At 61.6% G+C, this 23,850-nt stretch carries 18 protein-coding genes; 2 read left to right on the forward strand and 16 right to left on the reverse strand.

What is annotated here, in order from left to right; genetic code table 11:
- Positions 1-72: 72 nt before the first annotated feature.
- From rlmF to ACO6VD_RS04455, 5 genes are all read right to left on the reverse strand, one after another.
- A complete protein-coding gene (rlmF, locus tag ACO6VD_RS04435) occupies positions 73-1,029 on the reverse strand; it encodes a 23S rRNA (adenine(1618)-N(6))-methyltransferase RlmF (RefSeq protein WP_422417299.1) in 957 nt (318 codons plus the stop codon).
- A gap of 155 nt (positions 1,030-1,184) precedes the next feature.
- Entirely contained in the window at positions 1,185-4,031 is a 2,847-nt protein-coding gene (locus ACO6VD_RS04440) for a valine--tRNA ligase (RefSeq protein WP_422417300.1), read from the reverse strand.
- Between the two features lie 140 nt (positions 4,032-4,171).
- Entirely contained in the window at positions 4,172-4,531 is a 360-nt protein-coding gene (locus ACO6VD_RS04445; protein ID WP_422417301.1) for a DNA polymerase III subunit chi, read from the reverse strand.
- A 5-nt stretch (positions 4,532-4,536) separates the two neighbouring features.
- Positions 4,537-4,965 carry a DNA polymerase III subunit chi gene (locus ACO6VD_RS04450; protein ID WP_422417302.1) on the reverse strand — a complete coding sequence of 143 codons (429 nt, stop codon included), beginning with the start codon at positions 4,963-4,965 and terminating at the stop codon, positions 4,537-4,539.
- A 52-nt stretch (positions 4,966-5,017) separates the two neighbouring features.
- Positions 5,018-6,511, reverse strand: a complete 1,494-nt coding sequence (locus tag ACO6VD_RS04455) for a leucyl aminopeptidase (RefSeq protein WP_422417303.1) — start codon at positions 6,509-6,511, stop codon at positions 5,018-5,020.
- 286 nt (positions 6,512-6,797) lie between these two features.
- On the opposite strand from ACO6VD_RS04455, the gene lptF reads away from it, so the two are divergent.
- On the forward strand, positions 6,798-7,913 hold the full coding sequence (gene lptF, locus ACO6VD_RS04460) for an LPS export ABC transporter permease LptF (RefSeq protein ID WP_422417304.1): 1,116 nt from the start codon (positions 6,798-6,800) through the stop codon (positions 7,911-7,913).
- Positions 7,906-8,967, forward strand: a complete 1,062-nt coding sequence (gene lptG / locus ACO6VD_RS04465) for an LPS export ABC transporter permease LptG (protein ID WP_400174025.1) — start codon at positions 7,906-7,908, stop codon at positions 8,965-8,967. Before lptF ends, lptG begins: the two co-directional genes overlap by 8 nt.
- Before the next feature lie 813 nt (positions 8,968-9,780).
- Here the strand turns inward: lptG and ACO6VD_RS04470 are convergent.
- From ACO6VD_RS04470 to ACO6VD_RS04520, 11 genes are all read right to left on the reverse strand, one after another.
- Complete coding sequence (locus ACO6VD_RS04470; RefSeq protein ID WP_400174127.1) at positions 9,781-10,269, reverse strand: RDD family protein; 489 nt, start codon at positions 10,267-10,269, stop codon at positions 9,781-9,783.
- 96 nt (positions 10,270-10,365) lie between these two features.
- Positions 10,366-10,578 (reverse strand): cold-shock protein, encoded by a 213-nt coding sequence (locus tag ACO6VD_RS04475; protein ID WP_007931076.1) that lies wholly within the window; start codon positions 10,576-10,578, stop codon positions 10,366-10,368.
- 349 nt (positions 10,579-10,927) lie between these two features.
- Positions 10,928-12,052 (reverse strand): glycine cleavage system aminomethyltransferase GcvT, encoded by a 1,125-nt coding sequence (gene gcvT / locus ACO6VD_RS04480; protein ID WP_422417305.1) that lies wholly within the window; start codon positions 12,050-12,052, stop codon positions 10,928-10,930.
- A gap of 28 nt (positions 12,053-12,080) precedes the next feature.
- Positions 12,081-13,457: an L-serine ammonia-lyase gene (locus tag ACO6VD_RS04485; protein WP_422417306.1), complete on the reverse strand. Its 1,377-nt coding sequence runs from the start codon at positions 13,455-13,457 to the stop codon at positions 12,081-12,083.
- 83 nt (positions 13,458-13,540) lie between these two features.
- Complete coding sequence (gcvP, locus tag ACO6VD_RS04490) at positions 13,541-16,396, reverse strand: aminomethyl-transferring glycine dehydrogenase (RefSeq protein WP_422417307.1); 2,856 nt, start codon at positions 16,394-16,396, stop codon at positions 13,541-13,543.
- A 9-nt stretch (positions 16,397-16,405) separates the two neighbouring features.
- Positions 16,406-16,789 (reverse strand): glycine cleavage system protein GcvH, encoded by a 384-nt coding sequence (gene gcvH / locus ACO6VD_RS04495; protein WP_422417308.1) that lies wholly within the window; start codon positions 16,787-16,789, stop codon positions 16,406-16,408.
- Positions 16,790-17,064: 275 nt separating this feature from the next.
- Complete coding sequence (locus ACO6VD_RS04500) at positions 17,065-18,573, reverse strand: sigma-54-dependent transcriptional regulator (RefSeq protein ID WP_422417309.1); 1,509 nt, start codon at positions 18,571-18,573, stop codon at positions 17,065-17,067.
- Between the two features lie 129 nt (positions 18,574-18,702).
- Positions 18,703-21,231, reverse strand: a complete 2,529-nt coding sequence (locus ACO6VD_RS04505; RefSeq protein ID WP_422417310.1) for a dermonecrotic toxin domain-containing protein — start codon at positions 21,229-21,231, stop codon at positions 18,703-18,705.
- A 131-nt stretch (positions 21,232-21,362) separates the two neighbouring features.
- Positions 21,363-21,725: a DUF5064 family protein gene (locus ACO6VD_RS04510; RefSeq protein WP_422417311.1), complete on the reverse strand. Its 363-nt coding sequence runs from the start codon at positions 21,723-21,725 to the stop codon at positions 21,363-21,365.
- A gap of 53 nt (positions 21,726-21,778) precedes the next feature.
- Entirely contained in the window at positions 21,779-22,711 is a 933-nt protein-coding gene (gene arcC / locus ACO6VD_RS04515) for a carbamate kinase (RefSeq protein WP_422417312.1), read from the reverse strand.
- 69 nt (positions 22,712-22,780) lie between these two features.
- Positions 22,781-23,791, reverse strand: coding sequence for an ornithine carbamoyltransferase (locus tag ACO6VD_RS04520; protein WP_422417313.1), 1,011 nt, complete (start codon positions 23,789-23,791; stop codon positions 22,781-22,783).
- Positions 23,792-23,850: the final 59 nt, after the last annotated feature.

A 23,850-nucleotide genomic window follows, 5' to 3' on the forward strand; every position in this document is an offset into this window, starting at 1 on the left:
GGAGCGGGCTTGCCCCGCGATACGATCTGACTGACAAACCGCGATCGCGGGGCAAGCCCGCTCCTACAGGTTTTACTTGGCTGTCCAGCGGCTCTGGCGCCAAGCCTGGCGGGCGTTGGCATCCTGGAAGGTCCAGGCGACCATGCGGCTCTGTTTCTGGCCCTGGCCCATCTCGACAATGCGCAGGTCCTTTACGCCGGCCTTCTTCAACGCGGCCTGGATGCCGGGCAGGTTTGATGCCTTGGACACCAGAGAGGTGAACCACAGCACCTGCTGTCCGAGCGCAGCGCTTTCTGCCGCCAGCTGGCTGACGAAGCGGATTTCACCACCTTCGCACCACAGCTCGTTGTTCTGCCCGCCAAAGTTCAACACCGGCAATTTGCGCTTGGGATCGGCTTTGCCCAGGGCTCGCCACTTGCGCTGACTGCCGCGGGTGGCTTCCTCGCGCGAAGCATGGAAGGGCGGGTTGCACAGCGTCAGGTCGTAACGTTCGTCGTCTTCTAGCAGACCGAGCAGGATGTGCTTGCGATTGCTTTGCTGGCGCAAGCTGATGGCCTTGTCCAGGCCGTTGGCCTGAACGATGGCCTTGGCAGCGGCCAGGGCGGTGGCGTCGATGTCCGAGCCGAGAAAGCGCCAGCGATAGTCGCTGTGGCCCAGCAACGGGTAGATGCAGTTGGCACCGACGCCAATATCCAGGGCACGGACTTGAGCGCCGCGGGGAATCTCGCCGTTGTTGTTATCGGCGAGCAGGTCGGCCGCTACATGGATGTAGTCGGCGCGGCCGGGAATTGGCGGGCACAGATAGTCGGCAGGAATATCCCAGTGCTGGATGCCGTACTGGGCTTTGAGCAGGGCACGGTTGAACACCCGGACGGCGTCGGGGTTGGCAAAGTCGATGCTGGGTTTGCCGTGGGGATTGGTGATCATGAACCGACCCAGTTCGGGGCTGCTCTTGATCAGATCGGGGAAGTTGTAGCGACCCTGGTGGCGGTTGCGCGGGTGCAGGGTCGGTTTGCTGGGTGTGGTCATTGCCTTTGTCCGGTTGAATGCATCGCGGGTCAAGCCCGCTCCCCCCAACCCTGTGGAAACGGGCTTTACCCTCCACAACACCACTCATCCCCCCCCCCAACCGTTCTGTGGGGGCTTTTCCCCCCCCGCGATAGCATCACTGAGTACAGCGATCGTTACAGCGCGGCAATCCGCGCATGCTGCTCGGTGAAGTTGGCCAGGGCCTGTTCGGCTTCGGCCAGCTTGGCGCGTTCCTTGTCGATCACCGCAGGCGGTGCCTTGTCGACGAAGGCGGCATTGGACAGCTTGCCACCGACACGCTGGACTTCGCCTTGCAGACGCTGGATTTCCTTGTTCAGGCGCGCCAGTTCCGCATCCTTGTCGATCAGGCCAGCCATCGGCACCAGCACTTGCAGGTCGCCCACCAGCGCGGTGGCGCTCAGTGGGGCTTCATCCTGCTCGCCCAGTACGGTGAAGGACTCGATCTTCGCCAGCTTCTTCAGCAGCGCCTCGTTTTCCTGCAGGCGGCGCTGGTCTTCGGCACTGGCGTTTTTGAGGAACAGTTGCAGCGGCTTGCCCGGGCCGATGTTCATCTCGCCGCGGATATTGCGCACGCCGAGCATCAGCTCCTTGAGCCATTCGATGTCGTCTTCGGCCGCCGCATCAATGCGGCTTTCGTTGGCCACCGGCCACGGCTGCAGCATGATGGTCTTGCCTTCGGCACCGGCCAGCGGCGCCAGGCGCTGCCAGATTTCTTCGGTGATGAACGGCATGAACGGATGCGCCAGGCGCAAGGCTACTTCCAGTACGCGCACCAGGGTGCGACGGGTGCCACGAGCACGCTCGACTGGAGCGTTTTCGTCCCACAGCACAGGCTTGGACAGTTCCAGGTACCAGTCGCAGTACTGGTTCCAGATGAACTCGTAGAGCGCCTGAGCGGCCAGGTCGAAGCGGAACTGCTCCAGCTGACGGGTAACTTCGGCTTCGGTACGCTGCAGCTGGGAGATGATCCAGCGATCCGCCAGCGACAGCTCGTAGGCTTCGCCGTTCTGGCCGCAGTCTTCGCCCTTGTCCAGCACGTAGCGGGCGGCGTTCCAGATCTTGTTGCAGAAGTTGCGATAGCCTTCGACGCGGCCCATGTCGAACTTGATGTCGCGACCGGTCGAGGCCAGCGAGCAGAAGGTGAAGCGCAAGGCATCGGTGCCGTAGCTGGCGATACCTTCCGGGAACTCGGCCTTGGTCTGCTTGGCGATCTTCTCGGCCAGCTTTGGCTGCATCAGGCCGCTGGTGCGTTTTTCCAGCAGCTCGTCGAGGGTGATACCGTCGACGATGTCCAGCGGGTCCAGAACGTTGCCCTTGGACTTGGACATCTTCTGGCCCTGGCCATCGCGGACCAGACCATGAACGTAGACCGTCTTGAACGGCACTTGCGGGGTGCCATCTTCGTTCTTCACCAGGTGCATGGTCAGCATGATCATCCGGGCAACCCAGAAGAAAATGATGTCGAAACCGGTGACCAGCACGTCGGTGGAGTGGAATTTCTTCAGGAATTCGGTCTGCTGCGGCCAGCCCAGGGTCGAGAAGGTCCACAGGCCCGAGCTGAACCAGGTGTCGAGTACGTCGTTGTCCTGGTTCAGGACCACGTCGGCACCGAGGTTGTGCTTGCTGCGCACTTCTTCTTCGCTGCGGCCAACGTAGACCTTGCCGGACTCGTCGTACCAGGCCGGAATACGGTGGCCCCACCACAGCTGGCGGCTGATGCACCAGTCCTGGATATCGCGCATCCAGGAGAAATACATGTTCTCGTACTGCTTGGGTACGAACTGGATGCGGCCGTCTTCGACAGCGGCAATTGCAGGCTCGGCCAGTGGTTTGGTCGAGACGTACCATTGGTCGGTCAGCCACGGCTCGATAACGGTGCCGGACCGGTCGCCTTTCGGTACTTTCAGGGCGTGGTCGTCGACGCTGACCAGCAGGCCGGCGGCGTCGAAATCGGCAACGATCTGCTTGCGCGCCACGAAGCGGTCAAGACCGGCGTACTGGGCGGGGAGGGTGGCGTCGACGCTTTCATTGACGCTACCGTCGAGGTTGAACACCTGGGCAGCAGGTAGCACGAAGGCGTTCTTGTCGAAGATGTTCAGCAGCGGCAGGTTGTGGCGCTTGCCGACTTCGTAGTCGTTGAAGTCGTGAGCCGGGGTGATTTTCACACAACCGGTGCCGAATTCAGGGTCGCAGTAGTCGTCAGCGATGATCGGGATGCGGCGGCCAACCAGTGGCAAATCGACGAACTTGCCGATCAGCGCCTTGTAGCGCTCGTCTTCCGGGTTTACGGCAACGGCGGCGTCGCCGAGCATGGTTTCCGGACGAGTGGTGGCAACGATCAGGTAGTCCTTGCCGTCGGCCGTCTTGGCGCCATCAGCCAGCGGGTAACGCAGGTTCCACAGGTGGCCCTTCTCGTCGTGGTTTTCCACTTCGAGGTCGGAGATCGCTGTGTGCAGCTTGGTATCCCAATTGACCAGACGCTTGCCGCGGTAGATCAGGCCGTCTTCGTGCAGGCGCACGAAAGCCTCTTTGACCGCTTCGGACAGGCCGTCGTCCATGGTGAAACGCTCACGGCTCCAGTCGACCGAGGAGCCCAGGCGGCGAATCTGGCGGCTGATGTTGCCACCGGACTGGTCTTTCCATTCCCAGACTTTTTCCAGGAATTTCTCGCGACCCAGGTCGTGGCGGTTCTGGCCTTTGGCCTCGAGTTGACGCTCGACCAGCATCTGCGTGGCGATACCGGCGTGGTCGGTACCCGGCTGCCACAGGGTGTTACGACCCTGCATGCGGCGGAAACGGATCAGGGCATCCATGATCGCGTTGTTGAAGCCGTGACCCATGTGCAGGCTGCCGGTGACGTTCGGCGGCGGGATCATGATGGTGTAGGAATCGCCCTCGCCTTGCGGAGCGAAATAATTCTCGGACTCCCAGGTGTTGTACCAGGAAGTTTCAATAGCGTGTGGCTGGTAGGTCTTATCCATGCGCGGCGGGACCCTATGGCATTTATTCAGGAAAGCCGAGCAGTATAACGGGGATAAGTGCCGGGGCGTAGCATGAGGTGATGGCAGGAGGCAAAAACATCGCGGGGCAAGTCGAGTCGTCGCACCGCGATTCATTCTGGTTACTGGTTGAGCAAACGCTCGAGACGGGCATCAAGCCGGCGCTTGATTTCGTTCTCGATGTGCGGGGTAAAGTCGTTGATCACGTCTTGCATGATCAACTGAGCGGCAGCGCGCAGCTCGGCATCCAGGTGCAGCAGGGTTTCCTGGCGCTTTGCCTGTGGGTCGAGCGGTGGTTCGGGGGCAGGCGCCGGAACAACCACAGGGGCAGGCTCAGCCTCTTCGAGCAGCAGTGGAATCTGCTCTTCAACCGTGTCGGTCAGCAGTGGCGGCTCAAGGGATTCGTCGCCCAGCAGTTGGCGGATCGACTCGAGGTCGTCCAGCAGGTGTGCAGATTGGGGCAAGGGAGTGGGTTTATCCATTGTCTTCAGAGTCGCTGTAAGCGGTGATCTTGCAGAGCATAGCCCTGTTCGCGGTAGAAACGGAAACTCTCGCGGGCAGCCTGACAGATTGTCGGTTCCTCGACCACGATTTCGGCGATGCGGGCAAAGCGCGAAGCGAACGGCGGAACCCTGAGGTCGAGGTTGATCAGCAGGTCCTGATGGCTGCCGGCATCGTCACCCAGGCCCAACACCACGCTACCTTGTGGCTGTTCTTCGGCGCCATTGTGCGGCACGAACGCTTCACCCTTGAACGCCCACAAGCGGGCATCCAGTTCGTCGCGCTGAGTGGCGTCGGCGCAGTGCAGGTAGACCTGATGCCCCATACGCCAGGCCTTGTCGCAGAGCTTGCAGGCAAAATCCAGGCGCGCCGAGGGCGCGTCGCTGGGCAGAATGTAGAAATCAACTTTGCTCATGGTCAGTGCGCCAGCCGCCTTACACCCAAGGGTAGAGGCGGCCGGCATTCACTCAGGCGTTGGCGCGGTCGAGCAGGTACTGGGTCAGCAGCGGGACCGGACGGCCAGTGGCGCCCTTGTCCTTGCCGCCGCTGATCCAGGCGGTGCCGGCGATATCCAGGTGGGCCCAGTTGTAGGCCTTGGCAAAGCGCGACAGGAAGCAAGCGGCAGTGATGGTGCCGGCTTTCGGGCCGCCAATGTTGGCAATGTCGGCGAACGGGCTGTCCAGCTGCTCCTGGTACTCGTCGAACAGTGGCAACTGCCAGGCGCGGTCGTCGGCACGCTTGCCGGCGTCGAGCAACTGGCCGACCAACTCGTCGTTGTTACCCATCAGGCCCGAGGTGTGGCTGCCCAGGGCGACGATGCAGGCGCCGGTCAGGGTGGCGATGTCGACCACGGCCTGAGGCTTGAAACGTTCGGCGTAGGTCAGGGTGTCGCACAGCACCAGGCGACCTTCGGCGTCGGTGTTGAGGATCTCTACAGTCTGCCCGCTCATGGTGGTGACGATATCGCCTGGACGCGTGGCACCGCCGCTCGGCATGTTCTCGGCACAGGCCAGCAGGCACACCAGGTTGATCGGCAGTTGCAGTTCGAGCACCGCACGCAGGGTACCGAAGACACTGGCTGCACCGCCCATGTCGTACTTCATTTCATCCATGCCGGCACCGGGCTTGAGGCTGATGCCGCCGGTATCGAAGGTGATGCCCTTGCCGACCAGTACGAACGGCTTCTCGCTTTTCTTTCCGCCCTGGTAGTTGAGCACGATCAGGCGTGGCGGTTGATCGCTGCCCTGGCCTACGGCGTAGAAGGCGCCCATGCCCAGCTCTTTGATCTTTTTCTCGTCGAGCACTTCGACCTTGAGGCCCTTGTGGGCTTTGCCCAGGCCCTTGGCCTGATCGGCCAGGTAGCTTGGATGGCAGACGTTGGGCGGCAGGTTGCCGAGGTCGCGGGCGAAGCTCATGCCGGCGGCGATGGCGCTGGCGTGCTTGACCGCACGCTGGACGTCGGCGGCACCGGCCTTGTCGGCCAGCAGGGTGATTTTCTTCAGGGCGCGAGGTTCGGCTTTTTTGCTCTTGAACTGGTCGAAGACATATTCACCGTCGAGCAGGGTTTCGGCCAGCAGGCGCGACTTGCCATAGAAAGCATCGCGGCCAGTGACGGCGACATCGTCCAGCGCCAGTACCGCGTCGCTACCGTTGAGGCCCTTGAGCACTGCCAGTACGGCGGCAACCACCTTGCGCCAGCTGCGGTCACCCAGTTCGGTGTCCTTGCCGGTGCCGACCAGCAGTACACGCTCGGCCTTGAGGTTGGGCAGGCTTTGCAGCAACAGGGTCTGGCCCAGCTTGCCGGTCAGGTCGCCACGCTTGAGTACGGCGCTGAGGGCACCGCCGCAGGCTTCGTCGACAGCGTTGGCGCTGGCGCCGAGTTTGCGGCCTTCGCCGACCGGGAGTACCAGTGTGGCGGTTTTCAAGGATGCAGCGGCTACGCTTTTTACAACCAGTTCCATGTCAGGTTCCCCGAATGATCTGTCTTTGTGCGCTGTCTGTGCAGGCACTTTAAGCGAGCTGGCCGCGTGGTCGCGTGCCAGTGAGAAAGCCGCCAGTTTGAGCCTGCTCGGTCCGACCTGACAACCCCGTTAATGAAGCATTGTGCATCGCCAGTGACAGGCACGGCCAATCACAGGATAATGCGCCAACTTTTGTGCAGGTTCGCCCAGGCAAACCCGCAACTATCTTGGCTGTTATGGATTTTTTGTTTGGCTGTCCGAGCCTGACAACCCAGGAGTGTCTGGTTTGATCGTCTTCCGATATCTGTCCCGCGAGGTCCTGGTGACCTTGAGTGCCGTCAGCGCCGTGCTGCTGGTGATCATCATGAGCGGGCGCTTCATCAAATACCTGGCCCAGGCGGCTCAGGGTGTGCTCGATCCGGGTGTGCTGTTCCTGATCATGGGCTATCGCCTGCCAGGCTTTCTGCAGTTGATTCTGCCGCTGGGGTTATTCCTCGGAATCCTCCTGGCCTACGGTCGCCTGTACCTGGAAAGCGAGATGACCGTGCTGTCGGCTACCGGCATGAGCCAGCAGCGTCTGCTGGGCATGACCATGGCGCCCGCTGCGCTGGTGGCCTTGCTGGTGGCCTGGCTGAGTCTGGGGCTGGCGCCTCAGGGCGTTACCCAGGTGGCGAAGATCATCAACCAGCAGGATGCCCTGACCGAGTTCGATACCCTGGTACCGGGCCGCTTCCAGACCTTGCGCGATGGCACCCGGGTCACTTACACCGAGCAGTTGTCCGAAGACCGCGGCAACCTGGCGGGCGTGTTCATCTCCGAGAAGCGTTTCTCGCAGGACAAGAGCAAGGAACGCGCACCTTCAGTACTGGTTGCGGAAAAGGGCCGTCAGGAAATCGGTGCCGATGGCAATCGTTACCTGATTCTGGAAAACGGCTACCGCTATGACGGTAACCCAGGGCAGGCCGACTACCGTGCCATCCAGTACGACACCTACGGTGTACTGTTGCCCAAGCCGGAAGTCAGCGAAGAAATCACTGACCGCGAGGCCATCCCGACCTCCGAACTGTTTGGCAGCGAGCTGCGTCGCGACCGGGCCGAGCTGCAATGGCGCCTGTCGTTGCCGCTGCTGGTGTTCGTGGTAACCCTGCTGGCAGTGCCGCTGTCACGGGTCAATCCGCGCCAGGGCCGCTTCCTCAAGTTGCTGCCGGCAATTCTTCTGTATATGGCGTACCTGACAATGCTGATTGCTGTGCGCGGTGCCCTGGAAAAAGGCAAATTGCCGATCGAATTGGGTATCTGGTGGGTCCATGCTGTGTTCCTGCTCATCGGCCTCGGCTTGATGTACTGGGAGCCTCTACGCCTCAAGCGTGCCGCGCGTCGTGCGGAGGTGGCCCATGGTTAAGCTCGACCGTTACATCGGCAAGAGCGTGCTGATGGCCATTCTTGCCGTGCTCGGGATCATCCTGGGTCTAGCTTCGCTGTTTGCCTTTATCGATGAGATGGGCGACATCACTGACAGCTATACCCTGTGGGATGCGGGCAACTTCGTGTTGCTCACCGCGCCACGCCGCCTGTACGACATGTTGCCGATGGCGGCCCTGATCGGCTGCCTGATCGGCCTGGGCAGCCTGGCCAGCAGCAGTGAGCTGACCATCATGCGCGCTGCCGGGGTGTCGATCGGACGCATCGTCTGGGCGGTGATGAAGCCGATGCTGGTATTGATGCTGGCCGGTATCCTGATTGGCGAGTACCTGGCGCCGGTCACCGAAAACAAGGCCCAGGCCGATCGTTCGCTGGCTCAGGGCAGCGGCGAAGCGCAAAGCTCCAAACGTGGTATGTGGCACCGCCAGGGTGATGAGTTCGTGCACATCAACTCGGTGCAGCCCAATGGCCTGTTGTATGGCGTAACCCGCTACCGCTTCGACAACGAGCGTCATCTGCTGACCTCGAGCTTTGCCCGTCGTGCCCAGTACCAGGAAGATCACTGGCAACTGAGCGATGTGACTACCACGCATTTCCGTGGTGACCACACCGAGGTCGTCAAGGCACCGGTAGAGCGCTGGGATGTTACCGTCACGCCGCAACTGCTCAATACCGTAGTGCTGGCACCAGAGTCGCTGTCGATCACCGGGCTGTGGGATTACATCCACTACCTGTCCGATCAAGGCCTTAACAATGCGCGCTACTGGCTGGCATTCTGGACCAAGGTCCTGCAGCCGATGGTCACCGCAGCCCTGGTGCTGATGGCCATTTCCTTCATCTTCGGTCCGCTGCGTTCGGTTACCTTGGGTCAGCGCGTCTTTACCGGTGTGCTGGTGGGCTTTGTGTTCCGTATCGCCCAGGACCTGCTCGGACCGTCAAGTCAGGTATTCGGCTTCCCGCCGTTGCTGGCGGTGGTGATACCGGCGGCGATCTGCGCCGGTGCCGGATTCTGGATGTTGCGACGCGCTGGGTAAACGTTGCGTGCATGAAAAAACCGACCTTAGGGTCGGTTTTTTTTTGAGTTCTTCATGGCATCTCGGGGCTATGATCCTTGGGGCTGGGCTGGGCTGGGCTGGGCTGGGCTGGGCTGGGCTGTTGTGGCTGTGAGCTTATCCATTTGGTGTGGCGCCGCTGCCAAGGGACAGTTCCAGCAAAACCGCTCGCTCCTGCATACGGCCCTACGCTGCGCTCCGGGTCCCTTCGCTCCGGCACCTTCCAGGGCCACGCGGCCTACGACTTGCTGCGCCAAGTCTACGGCTCGCGTTCTTCGGCTACGCCGAAGGTGCTGCGCACCGGCCCCTACAGGCACCTCCACTCAGCCTCCTGAAGTCGCAGTTCGCGGCGCCTGCACTGGCGTGGATGAAGATCAAGATCAAGAGCAAGGTCAGAAGCGGGTTTGCCCGCAAGGCTTCAGTCTGGCTCCGCCAGACTTGATTTCGAAGATGCGTCAGCACGGGCGCCGCCCGTAACTTTGCGACTTCAGGAGGCTGAGTGTAGGTGTCTGGAGGGGGCAGGTGCGCAGCACCCTTCGGCCTTGGCCGAAGTTCGCGAGTCGTAGACTTGGCGCAGCAAGTCGTAGGCCGCGATGCCCCTGGAGGGCACCGGAGCGAAGGGACCCGGAGCGTAGCGTAGGGCCGTATGCAGGAGTAGGCGGCTTTGCCTACTTTCCCCAAGAGGAAAGTAGGCCGCCGTAAGGGCGGAAGGGGCTAGCAGCGGCGCCACACCAAATGGATAAGCTCGCAGTCAGAACAACCCAACCCAATCCAAGGACCCTAGTCCTGTCTCGGTTATTTTTTCACTTTGGGTAACTGGACCAGCTGAGTGTCGGAGTAGATGTCATGCCAGGTACGGCGGCGCTTGTCGAACAGCGACCAGATGAAACCCAGGCCCAGGCACAGCCACGAGGCGATGGCGACGACGAAGCGCAGCAAGGCTTGCCACAGGCTGATGGCGCTGCCATCGGCGTTCTGGACGCGAATACGCCATACCTGCATGCCCAGGGTCTGCCCGCCATGGGTCCAGAACTTGGCGAAGAAGCCGAATAGCGCGAACACCAGGACCGTCGACAGCAACGGATCCCCGTCCAGGGCACCAGCGTCGGTCAGTGTGCGCATCTGCGCTTCACCGATGATCGCCATCTGGATCATCTTGTACACCCCGGCGGTGACGATCAGCAGCGCGGTACACAGCAGGAAATCGTAGAACATGGCAGCCAGGCGACGACCGAGGCCGACGACGGGGAAATCACCCTGGGGCTGCAACAACGGCTTGGGCATACAGTGGCCCTCCTTGGGCAAAACGGCCATTCTACGGAATTGCGCGCACAAAAAAGCCCCTGCTGTTGCCAGCAGGGGCTTCTTTGTTGATGAAGATCAGCCTTCGGCTTGAACTTCGTCAGCCTGCATGCCTTTCTGGCCTTGCACGGCGATAAAGGTAACTTTCTGGCCTTCTTTCAGGCTCTTGAAGCCGTTACCCTGGATAGCGCGGAAGTGTACGAACAGATCCGGACCGCTTTCTGGAGTGATGAAACCAAAACCTTTCTCGTCGTTAAACCACTTGACGGTACCGCTCTGACGTTGGGACATTGTCTTATTTCCTTTGAAACTTAGAATTAGTAACAGCTTCTTCCAAATGAAAGAGTACTGGGCTGGGTTGCAGGAAAGTAAGAGACGTCGAACGGGTTGTAGCAAATCTCAGCGCTACTGCCCAGGTCACGAACCATAGCGACCCATGCAAACACAGTGCAGTGACTCTACGCTAACTCTGTCGGCAAAAACAAGCCCTCAAAGCCGCTCCCGCTCTACCTTTTAGCAGCCGTTCGGTCGATTTTTTTCTGCTCATTCCAGCGTGCGCGGCGATGCTTTTCGAAAGTAATAAAACGCGTTCGAATTCGAAGATCCGAACGCGTCATGACACAAAGTTTCAACTAACGATTCAGCCGCGATAGTAGCGCTGTGCAACGAATGGCATCTTGCTGACTTTCATTGCAACACGCTTGCCGCGAACAATCGCCCAGACTGCTGTTTCCAGTGCAGTATGTGCGGCATCCAGGTAACCCATTGCCACGGGTGCATTCAGGCTCGGTCCGAAACCGCCGCTGCAAACAGTACCGATGACAGTGCCGGCTTCGTCGACGATCTCAGCACCTTCGCGTACCGGTGTACGCTCCTGTGGCAACAGTCCTACGCGTTTACTTGCAACACCAGTTTGCTGTTGGGCAAAGATCGCCGCTGCACCCGGGAAACCACCGGCGCGTTCGCCATCAGCACGGCGCACCTTGGAGATGGCCCACAGCAGGCTGGCTTCGATCGGTGTGGTCTGAGTATTCATGTCGTGGCCGTACAGGCACAGGCCGGCCTCCAGGCGCAGCGAGTCGCGGGCGCCGAGGCCGATGGCGGCGACTTCCGGCTCGGCCAGCAGGCGGCGAGCGAGCGCTTCGGCTTTATCGGCCGGAACGGAAATCTCGAAACCGTCTTCGCCGGTGTAGCCCGAGCGACTGATATAGCAGTCGGCACCCAGCAGTTGCACCGGCTGGAATTGCATGAAGGTCATCTGCGCCACCGCAGGCGCCAGACGTTCCAGTACCTTGACCGCCGCCGGGCCTTGCAGGGCCAGCAGGGCACGTTCTTCGAACAGCGGCTGGATCTGGCACTGGTCGCCGATGTGCTGGCGCAGGTGGGCCAGGTCCTGGTCCTTGCAGGCGGCGTTGACCACCAGGAACAGTTCATCGTTACCCAGGTTGGCAACCATCAGGTCGTCGAGGATGCCGCCTTGTTCGTTGGTGAACATTGCGTAACGCTGCATGCCCACCGGCAGGTCGATGATGTCGACCGGCACCAGGGTTTCCAGGGCCTTGGCGGCGTTGGCGCCGGTCAGGCGGATCTGGCCCATGTGCGAGACATCGAACAGACCCGCCTGTTCACGCGTGTGCAGGTGCTCTTTCATCACCCCCAGCGGGTACTGAACCGGCATGTCGTAGCCTGCGAACGGCACCATGCGTGCGCCCAGTTCCAGGTGCAGGGCATGCAGCGGGGTCTTTTGCAGCGTTTCGGTGGACATTGATGACTCCTTGGGGCTTGTGAGGGTGTCAGCACTCGATGATGTTGACGGCCAGACCGCCGCGGGCGGTCTCCTTGTATTTGCTTTTCATGTCGGCGCCGGTCTGGCGCATGGTACGAATGACCTTGTCGAGGGAGACGAAGTGCTGACCGTCGCCGCGCAGGGCCATGCGCACCGCATTGATGGCCTTGACCGAGCCCATCGCATTGCGCTCGATGCACGGCACCTGGACCAGCCCGCCGATCGGATCGCAGGTCAGGCCCAGGTTGTGTTCCATACCGATTTCGGCGGCGTTCTCAACCTGTTGTACGCTGCCGCCCATGACCTCGCACAGGGCCCCGGCGGCCATCGAACAGGCCACGCCCACCTCGCCCTGGCAGCCCACTTCGGCACCGGAGATCGAGGCGTTTTCCTTGTAGAGAATGCCGATGGCCGCCGCGGTGAGCAGGAAGCGCACCACGCCATCTTCGTTGGCGCCGGGAATGAAGCGTATGTAGTAGTGCAGGACGGCCGGGACGATGCCGGCGGCGCCATTGGTGGGGGCAGTGACGACCCGCCCGCCAAAGGCGTTTTCCTCGTTGACGGCGAGGGCATAGAGGTTGACCCAGTCCAGCACCGAAAGCGCGTCGCGCAGGCTCGCCTCCGGATTGTTGCAGAGCTGGCGATACAGCGCAGCTGCCCGGCGTTTGACCTTCAGCCCACCGGGCAAGATGCCTTCGTTGCGACAACCGGCGGCGACGCAGTCCTGCATCACTTGCCAGATGCGCAGCAAGCCGCTGCGGGTTTCGCTTTCCGGGCGCCAGGCCGCTTCGTTGGCGAGCATCACCTGACTGATCGACAGGTGTTGTGCTGTGCAGTGGCCGAGCAGTTCCTTGGCTGTCTTGAACGGGTAGGGCAGCACGGTACTGTCTTCGACAATGCGGTCGGCACCCGCGGCATCTTCATCAACGACGAAGCCACCGCCTACCGAGTAGTACTCGCGGCTGCGAATCTGCAGGCCAGCGTGGTCGAAGGCGCGAAAGATCATGCCGTTGGGGTGATAGGCCAGGGGTTTGCGAATCATCGCCAGGTGCTGTTTTTCGACGAACTCGATGTCGTGTTCACCCAGCAGCTTCAGCCTCCCACTGCTGCGGATAGCCTGCAGGCGAGCGGGAATGCTTTCGGTGTCGACGCTGTCGGGGTGCTCACCTTCCAGCCCCAGCAGCACGGCCTTGTCGCTGCCGTGGCCTTTGCCGGTGGCACCGAGCGAGCCATAGAGTTCAGCCTTGACGCTGACCGTGGTGGTCAGCAGGCCATCGCGCCGCAGGCCTTCGGCAAACCGCGCAGCGGCGCGCATGGGGCCTACGGTATGGGAACTGGAGGGGCCGATGCCGATCTTGAACAGGTCGAAGACGCTTAATGACATGGTCGTACCCTCTTGATGGTGAAGGCTCTCGCGGGGCAAGCCCGCTCCCACAGTGGGAGCGGGCTTGCCCCGCGAAGAGGCCGTCAGACGTCCTGATAGCTCTCGATCGACGGGCAGGCGCAGACAAGATTGCGGTCGCCAAACACGTTGTCGACGCGACCGACCGGTGGCCAGTACTTGCCTTCCACCAGAGTGGCCAGCGGATACACCGCCTGCTCGCGGCTGTACGGATGGCTCCACTCACCGGCGATTTCAGCGGCCGTATGCGGCGCGTTCTTCAGCGGGTTGTCGTCCTTGTCCAGGCTGCCGCTCTCCACCGCACGAATCTCTTCGCGGATGCGGATCATCGCCTCGCAGAAGCGATCCAGCTCTTCTTTGGACTCGCTTTCGGTCGGTTCGATCATCAGTGTGCCGGCTACCGGGAACGACATGGTCGGAGCGTGGAAACCGAAATCGATCAGGCGCTTGGCCACGTCGTCGACGCTGATGCCGCTGCTGTCCTTGAGCGGGCGCAGGTCGAGGATGCACTCGTGGGCCACCAAACCATTACTGCCGGTGTACAACACAGGATAGTGCTCTTCCAGGCGGCGGGCGATGTAGTTGGCATTGAGGATCGCCATCTGCGAGGCACGCTTGAGACCGGCGCCGCCCATCATGCGAATGTACATCCAGGTGATCGGCAGAATGCTGGCGCTGCCGAACGGTGCGGCGCAGACCGCGCCTTGCTTGTTCTGCATGTGCGCGTGACCTGGCAGGAACGGCGCCAGGTGCGATTTGACCCCGATCGGGCCGACACCCGGGCCGCCACCACCGTGCGGAATGCAGAAGGTCTTGTGCAGGTTCAGGTGCGAGACGTCGCCGCCGAACTTGCCCGGAGCGCAGAGGCCGACCATGGCGTTCATATTGGCGCCGTCGATGTACACCTGGCCGCCGTTGTCGTGGATGATCGCGCAGATTTCACCGATGGCTTCTTCGAACACGCCGTGGGTCGAAGGGTAGGTAATCATCAGTGCGGCGAGGTGCTCGCGGTGCTCGATAGCCTTGGCGCGCAGGTCTTCGATATCAACGTTGCCACGTGCGTCACACGCCGTCACCACCACCCGCATACCGGCCATATGGGCGGTGGCCGGGTTGGTGCCGTGTGCCGAAGACGGGATCAGGCAGATGTCGCGGCGGGCATCGCCACGGCTCTGGTGGTAGGCACGAATGGCCAGGAGACCTGCGTACTCGCCCTGGGAGCCGGCGTTGGGTTGGAGCGACACGGCATCGTAGCCGGTGGCGGCGCAGAGCATGGCTTCCAGCTCGTCGGTCAGTTGCTGGTAGCCCTGGCTCTGTTCGGCAGGCGCGAACGGGTGCAGGTTGCCGAACTCGGCCCAGGTCACCGGGATCATTTCGCTGGCCGCGTTGAGTTTCATGGTGCACGAGCCCAGAGGGATCATGGTGCGGTCCAGGGCCAGGTCCTTGTCAGCCAGGCGACGCAGGTAGCGCATCAGCTCGGTTTCGCTGTGGTAACGGTTGAACACTGGGTGTTCAAGGATTGCCGACTGGCGCAGCAGGGTGGCCGGCAGTTGCAGTTGAACGCTGGCGGCCAGGGTGCTGAACTCAGGCACCGCTTTGCCGTCCGCGAACAGGCGCCACAGTGCTTCGACATCAGCCTGGGTGCTGGTTTCGTCCAGCGACAGGCCCAGGCGTTGGGCGTCGATCTGGCGCAGGTTCAGGCGTTGACCACGGGCCTTGTCGTGCAGGGCTGCGGTGGCATCGCCGGTGGCCAGGGTCAGGGTGTCGAAGAACGCTGCGGTTTCGACGTTGACACCGATCTGCTTGAGGCCGGCGGCCAGAATCGCGGTCAGGGCGTGGGTGCGCTGGGCGATCTGCTTCAGACCCTGCGGGCCGTGGTAGACGGCGTACATGCTGGCGATGTTGGCCAGCAGTACTTGCGCGGTACAGATGTTGCTGGTGGCCTTCTCGCGGCGGATGTGTTGCTCGCGGGTCTGCATGGCCAGACGCAGCGCGGTTTTACCGAAGCGATCGATGGAGACACCGACCAGACGGCCCGGCATGTCGCGCTTGAACGCATCGCGGGTGGAGAAGTAGGCGGCGTGTGGGCCACCGAAGCCCAGCGGTACACCGAAGCGCTGGGCGCTACCGATGGCGACGTCGGCACCAAACTCGCCAGGCGGGGTCAGCAGGGTCAACGCCAGCAGGTCGGCGGCAACCGCGACCAGGGCATTGGCGGCGTGGAAACGTGCGACCAGCTCGCTGTAGTCGAAGACTTCACCATTGCTGGCCGGGTATTGCAGCAGGGCGCCGAAGAAGGCGCTGACATCGTCGAGCTCGCGCTCATCACCGACGACGACTTCGATACCCAGTGGCTCGGCACGAGTCCGCAGCACGTCGAGGGTTTGCGGGTGGCAATGCACGGAGGCGAAGAAGGCGTGGCTGCTCTTGTTCTTGCTCAGGCGCTTGCAGAAGGTCATGGCTTCGGCAGCGGCGGTGGCTTCGTCAAGCAGCGAGGCGTTGGCGATCGGCAGGCCGGTGAGGTCGCTGATCAGGGTCTGGAAATTGAGCAGCGCTTCCAGGCGGCCCTGGGAAATTTCAGGCTGGTACGGGGTGTAGGCGGTGTACCAGGCCGGGTTTTCCAGGAGGTTGCGCAAGATCGGTGCCGGGGTATGGCAGTTGTAGTAACCCTGGCCGATGAAGCTCTTGAACAGCTGGTTGTTGCTGGCGATGGCCTTGAGTGACGCCAGGGCGTCGGCTTCGCTTTGCCCTTCGCCCAGCTCCAGGACGCTGGTGCCCTTGATGCTGTCAGGAATGACGGCGGCGCTCATGGCCTCCAGAGAGTCGAAGCCCAGGGTGGCGAGCATCTGTTGTTCGTCCGCCTGGCGTGGGCCGATATGACGGGCGATGAATTCGTTGGCAGTGCCAAGGTTGATGGTCATGGCGAGTCCTCAGGCGTCAGCGTTGGCTTTGATCAGGCGGTCGTAGGCGTCCTGGTCGAGCAATTGCCCGACGGCGCCGGCATCAGCGGGGATAAAACGGAAGAACCAGCCTTCGCCCAACGGGTCTTCGTTGACCAGCTCGGGGTTGCCTTCAAGTTGCGCGTTGACTGCTACCACTTCGCCGCTCAGCGGCATGTACACACCGCTGGCAGCCTTCACCGATTCGACGGTCGAGGCTTCGGCGCCCTGTTCGTAGTTCTGCAGCTCCGGCAGTTGCACGTAGACCACATCGCCGAGGGCGTTCTGGGCGAAGGCGGTAATCCCGACGGTGACGCTGCCGTCAGCTTCGCTACGCAGCCATTCGTGATCTTCGGTAAAACGCAACTCGCTCATGGAAACTCCTCAAGGGTAGGCGTGGCTCAGGTTCGGCACTGAGCACTGATAATGAGGAATTCCTTAGCAATATCGCGGCCATTTATGAAATATGTATATAAAACAATGAGATACACATTTTATGTGGCGGCAGATGGTCTGCGGTGTAGCGAAATCGCTACACCCGGAGAGCGGAAAAAAAGGTCAAGAGGATCAGAACCTTGCAGCACCGCGGTTGAACACTGATGTATTGAAATCGTTACGGTGTAGCGTTTTCAATACAGTTACTGTCGCGATCAGGCCTTGGTGGGGATGCCGTATTTGCGCAGGCGGTGCGCAATGGCGGTATGCGAGGTCTGCAGGCGGCTGGCCAGTTGGCGGGTGGAAGGGTAGCTGGCATAGAGTTTTTCCAGCAGGTTGCGCTCGAAGTCTTCCACTGCCTGTTCCAGGCTGTCGACGTCATCGTTGTGTTCGCGGGCCACCGAGGTGCCGGCGATATCCAGATCACCGATATCGACCAGCGTGCTTTCGCAAATGGCCGCGGCGCGGAAGATCACGTTTTGCAATTGCCGCACATTGCCCGGCCAGCGGTTGTCGAGCAGTGCCGGATAGGTGCTCGGCGCCAGGCGGCACAGCGGGCGCTGGATCTGGGTGCAGGCCTGCTGCATGAAGTTGCGCGCCAGCAGGAGAATGTCCTGGCCGCGTTCGCGCAACGGCGGGACCTGCAGGTTGAGGACGTTCAGACGGTAAAACAGATCCTCGCGAAAGCTGCCCTCGGCGACCATTTTTTCCAGGTCGCGGTGCGTGGCGCTGAGGATCCGTACATTGACCTTGACCTCGCGATCACCGCCGACCCGACGAAAGCTGCCGTCATTGAGAAAGCGCAGGAGCTTGGCCTGCAGGTACGGCGACATCTCGCCGATTTCGTCGAGGAACACCGTGCCCTGGTTGGCCAGCTCCATCAGCCCCGGCTTGCCGCCGCGCTGGGCGCCGGTGAAGGCGCCGGGGGCATAACCGAACAGCTCGCTCTCGGCGAGGTTTTCCGGCAGTGCTGCGCAGTTCAGGGCCAGGAACGGGGCACTGTTGCGGCTGCTGATGGCATGGCAGGCGCGGGCCACCAGCTCTTTGCCGGTGCCGGTTTCACCGTGGATCAGCAACGGTGCGTCGAGGGCTGCCACCCGCAGCGCGCGGGCTTTCAGTGTGCGGATCGCCGGCGAGTCGCCGAGCAGGGCATCGAAGCCTTCGGCATGATCGTGGTGCAGCGCCGACAAGCGTTCACCGATGCGGTTGGGTTGATACAGGGTCAACAGGGCACCGGCGTTGGTGATCGGGGTGGCATCGAGCAGCAGGGTCTGGCCGTTGAGTACCACTTCACGCATGGGCAGGCGAAAACCCTGTTCGATCAACGCCTCAAGCAGACCGGGATCGTCAAACAAATCAACCACCGAGCGATCGGAGGGTTCCTGACCGCACAGGGCCACCAGCGCCGGGTTGGCCAGTAGTACATGCCCGGCACTGTCCAGGGCCAGCACGGGGTCGCTCATGGCGGCGAGCAGGGCATCGAGCTGCAAGTGGCGGCGTTGCCCCGGGAGGATGTCGACGACGCGCACGGATTGCACGCCGTGCACATTCAGCAGGGCGTCGTGCAGCTCTTCCAGCACATGGGGGCTGAGCGTCGGAGCATCGATGTAGACGTTCGGCGGCACCATCTCCACCGCGTCCAGGTTGAGGTTGCGGGCGCCGAGCAGGGCCAGCACTTCCTGGGTGATGCCGACGCGGTCGATGAAGCTGACATGGATGCGCATGGGGAGAGGTGTTCAAGGCTGCCGAAGAGGGCAAGTATGCCTTAAATCGAGGGGCAAGCCTGCCGTGGCCGAGTTGCTTTTGCGCCAACACCGGACCTTGCACGGCCCGGTGTTGGCGTGTTGCCGGTATCACGGCCACTGTTCGGCCGGGAAGAATCGCTCCACCCAAGGGGCGTTGCCCACGCGTTCGGCATAGGCACGACGGTCGAACGGCTGACCGCTGCGTAGATCGTAGGCAGACTCTCCTGCGGGTCTGGGGACTTCGCGAAGTTTGAACCTGATGAAACGATAGTGTTGTCCTTGTACCTCAGCGACTTCGTCGATGCGGAACGTGCGGCCTGGCATAAACAATACCTCCGCCTCCTGCCAGTGCAGCGACAGCGGTGATATCGGTGCACCACTGAGCTGCTCGCTCTCGGCCAGTTCGTACAGCACGGTGTGTTCGTCAAAGTGCCCGGATACCTCGGCGAGCGGGAGGTTGGCGGCGTCCTGGGGCAGCATGAAGCGACGGGGAATGTACGGGTTTTCGGTAAAAGAGGTGATGTCTGTGGTGACCAGTAGATCGCCAGCATTGATCGCGCCTTGCCGATAGCGGGCGGCGAGGGGCACGCGTGAGCCTCGGCCACCGCGCCAGAGCAATGCGGCCTTGCTCTTGGGCAACTGCTCCAGGGCATTGGCAAAGGTGTCGATGAAGTCGAGCAGTTCTTGTTCGGCAATGTTCTGCAGGCGTGAGCGGTCGCCTCTGAACAGATCGTTGATCCTGGCCATGTGGCTGCTGTACTCCATGGCCAGATCATTATGGAATTCACCCTCTTGTTTGAACGTGTAAAAGCGCCGCCCTTGCACCTCCACGTAGTGATGGCCAAACGCGTCTGCCGATGTCATGTTCCCCGTGAACTCCGGCAAAGCAGCCTGCTCGAGCAAGCGGGTCTGCCGATCGAGAAGCGCGCGGGAAAGCCTGTCACTCAGTGCGTGGTCAGGTTCCATGTAGGTATCCCAGAACTGGGTTGCCAGTGCATCGACATTGCCGTCAGGTGCATACAGCCGCCATCGGCCATCAAGGCCCCGGCGTACCAGCAGGCTTTCTCGCAGCTCAAGCGAATCCAGGTCGCTGAGGACCATCCAGCTGGCCCAGGAGGTGTTGTAGCTGACCGGCAAACTCATCTCGTCCAGCTCGATCCAGGTGGATCCCTGCTCATCAACCTGCAGGCCCTGAAGTCGGCCAGATGCCGGGCCAGGCTCCAGCACAATGCGGTTGCTGTCCAGGGAGGCCAGTAGCTGCCGGGCCCGAGCCGCATCCCGCGCCGGTTGCAGCAAGTTCGGCAGGAGCCGGCTGAAGTGCGGAGGATCACGGTACTGCAGGGCCTTGAGGCCCAGCCCTGTGTCGATGATGAGGAACGCGGTCATGACCGCGTCACCCAGGGAGGCAAGGATGGCCTGGTTACGCTCGTGGCTCGAGCGCGCGTTCACGGCCGCCTCGACATCCAACACCAGGCGCGTGACGCTGGCGCCCAGCATGGCCAGGCCGATCGGCCAGGCCATCAGCGCGAAACTGCCGAACACTTGCAGGAAGGCGCCCAGATAACCCCGCCAGAGTTGCCGGCGAAGTTCAGCATTGCTGACCAGGTTGTGCAGGGTGAGGTTGAGGTCGGCTTTGGCCCAGAGCAGCAGGGTGTCGAACAGGTCCGGCAACACCAGTTCGATGCCGTCGCCGAAGGGCCACTTGGGTGTGGTGTACGAGCCGCTACGTTGGCGCACCGACTGCAGCACGGATTCCCGTCTGTCCGCTGGCGTTTGTGGGTCCATCCGGTAGACGGCCTCCAACCATGCCGGACCATCGTCTCCTGCCAGGTGTCTGTTCAGCCAGCGGACCATATCGGCATGGCTGGCGAAGCCCCGCAGCGGGCTTTTAAGTGTCGGAGCGTAGAGCACCGTACGGCCAGATGCGTGCCAGAGGATGAGCAGGTGGCCATTGCCCGGCGTGAAGTGGCGCACGCGCATCTGTGTGCTGTGGCTGGAAGAGGACAATGCCGTCAGCGTCAACGGGGCGCCTGCGCTGAGACCGAGCCAGGCCCGTAGATGTTGCCGATCGACTGCCGCGAGCGTGCCCGCCTGTACGCCCTGGTCGATCTGGGCAATGAACTGCGCCTTGGCCAGGACCGGGAAGTCCGGCCCCTGTTCGCCCCAGAAGCGCGCAACCCGGTCGTTGACCACCGCGGCGAAATCCAGTGCCCACAGGTCGTCCATCACCTTCTGCGGCGACAGTTCCAGCTCGTTGTCGGCTCCGTACTGATCCACTTCAGGGCCGCGGGTATAAAACCCGCCGAATACTGGCAGGGTGTCGGGCGCAGCCTGGAATCCGCCGCTGAAACGGTGGATCAGCAACCTGGTGAAGCGCATGGAGTGGCGTGGTGGACCGGAATGCTGCCAGCCGGTGAACGTCGGGGCGCTGACGCCGAGATCGAATTCGTGCCACCAGACCCTGTCCGGGTCCAGAGGTTTGCCGGTGTGCTCAAGTAGATAAGCCGCAGCCTGCTCATGGGCCAGGCGGTAGGGGTCGGGCCAGGCGTCGAGGTATTCCCGGGCCTTTTCCATCACCGCCCGCGCATCGCCCAGCGTGTCCAGGCTGCGCGCGAAATGCTCGAGATCGATTGTCATGCTGAAGATCCTCAGTGCTTCGGAAGATCTTCGATTGGGCCTGGTGTGGTGGCGAGGAGGGTGGTGGTGGAGTACTACCTGGAAGCACGGGTGATCTCTTCGCGGGCGTTCCCGCGAAGAGCGCCGAGTGGTTACTCGAAATGTTCTGGTTTGATTGGATCGCCGGATTTCATGTTCAGCTGTACGCGGACATCTTCGAACATCTCGTCGTAGATCTTGTGCGTCGAGCCAATGCTGCTCATGGTCTTGGGGATGCCGTATTTCTCAAAGATCTTCGTCACGTTGCTGGCGAAGTTGTAGGCCTCTTCCTTGGGCAGGAAGAAGGTTTCACTCATGTCCTTGCCCTGGATCGAGCCATGCATGGTGAACTGCATGCCCTTGCCTTTGCTGGGATCGGTGAAAACCGCGTAATCGATTTTGATGTCATAGCTGACATCGTCTTTGGTCAGCGCATGGCGCTCAATGTGCAGATGACCCGGCTCGAACTTGGCCATGGATGACTCCTCTGGAGGTTGAAAAGGGCGGACCCTGAGTCCGCCCAACTGCATCAACGGTAGCTTATTCCAGGCTTGGCCGTGGTGACACGGGTACCTTTGGTACCTTGGACGATTCCTTCGATATCGGCCAGTGAACCGATGACCGCGACCTTGCCGGTTTCACGGGCAAATTCGCATGCGGCCTGGACTTTCGGGCCCATGGAGCCCGCTGCGAAACCAAGGCGTTCAAGTTCGTCTGGATGCGCTTCGGCGACGGCTTTCTGGGTTGGCTTGCCCCAGTCGATGTAAGCGCCGTCGACGTCAGTGGCGATAACCAGCAGGTCGGCCTCCAGCTGCTGAGCCAGCAACGACGAACACAGGTCTTTGTCGATCACCGCCTCTACGCCACTGAGGACCTTGCCACTCTGGTCGTAGATGGTCGGAATGCCACCGCCACCGGCACAGATCACCACGGTGCCTTTTTCCAGCAACCATTTGATCGGACGGATTTCGAAAATCCGTTTTGGTCGAGGGCTGGCCACCACGCGACGGAACTTGTCGCCGTCCGGAGCAATCGCCCAGCCTTTTTCTGCGGCCAGACGCTCAGCATCTTCCTTGGAGTAGACCGGCCCGATCGGCTTGCTCGGCTTCTGGAACGCCGGGTCTTTGCCATCGACTTCAACCTGGGTCAGCAGGGTGGCGAACGGCACTTCAAAGGCCAGCAGGTTACCCAGCTCTTGCTCGATGATGTAGCCGATCATGCCTTCGGTTTCAGCCCCGAGCACGTCCAGAGGATAGGCTTCGTCCGGCTTGTAGGATTGCGCTTGCAGCGACAGCAGGCCCACTTGCGGGCCATTGCCGTGAGCGATGACCAGTTCGTTGCCCGGATGGATCTTGGCGATCTGCTCGGTGGCGATGCGGATATTGGCGCGCTGATTGTCCGCAGTCATGGGTTCGCCACGGCGCAGCAGGGCGTTACCGCCCAATGCAACAACGATACGCATGATGAGTGTCCTTCTAGGAAAGAGAGAAGCCACCCGCTCCCCACTGGGGGAGGGGCAGCCTCAGAGGTCTTACAGGTCGGCGAGGGTCGAAACCAGGATGGCCTTGATGGTGTGCATGCGGTTTTCCGCTTGCTCGAAGGCGATGCAGGCTGGCGATTCGAACACGTCGTCGGTGACTTCAATGCCGTTTTTCAGGTTCGGGTACTGCTCGGCGATCTGTTTGCCGACCTTGGTGTCGGAGTTATGGAACGCTGGCAGGCAGTGCATGAACTTGGTGCGTGGGTTGCCGGTGGCTTTCATCAGCTCGGCGTTGACCTGGTAAGGCAGCAGTTGCTGGATACGCTCAGCCCAGGCTTCTACAGGCTCGCCCATCGACACCCAGACGTCGGTGTGGATGAAGTCAACGCCCTTGACCGCAGCTTTCGGGTCTTCGGTCAGAGTGATGCGAGCGCCGCTTTCTTCTGCATAGCCTTTGCAGCGGGCAACCAGGTCGTCGTGTGGCCACAGCGCTTTCGGGGCGCAGATGCGCACGTCCATACCGAGTTTGGCACCGATCAGCAGCAGCGAGTTACCCATGTTGTTACGGGCATCGCCCAGGTACACGTAGCTGATATCGTGGATCGGCTTGTCGGCGTGCTCACGCATGGTCAGTACGTCGGCGATCATCTGGGTCGGGTGGTATTCGTCGGTCAGGCCGTTGAATACGGGGACCCCGGCGAATTTGGCCAGCTCTTCGACGATTTCCTGTTTGAAGCCACGGTACTCGATGGCGTCATACATGCGGCCGAGGACCCGTGCGGTGTCCTTCATGCTTTCTTTGTGGCCGATCTGCGAGGAGTTGGGGTCGATGTAGGTGACGTTGGCGCCCTGGTCGTAGGCGGCTACTTCAAAAGCGCAACGGGTGCGGGTCGAGGTTTTCTCGAAGATCAGCGCAATGTTGTTGCCTTTGAGGTGCTGCTGCTCGGTGCCGGTGTACTTGGCACGTTTCAGGTCGCGGGAGAGGTCCAGCAGGTAGCGCAACTCGCGAGGGGTGTGGTGTTCCAGGCTCAGCAGGTTACGGTTGTGGATGTTGAACGCCATGATGATTCTCCTTGGATTCGGTGATCGGCCCGGCCGGCGCCGGATGGGCGCGGCCGGGT

It is taken from the genome of Pseudomonas sp. GZD-222 (genome assembly GCF_049310525.1).
Taxonomy (GTDB): domain Bacteria; phylum Pseudomonadota; class Gammaproteobacteria; order Pseudomonadales; family Pseudomonadaceae; genus Aquipseudomonas.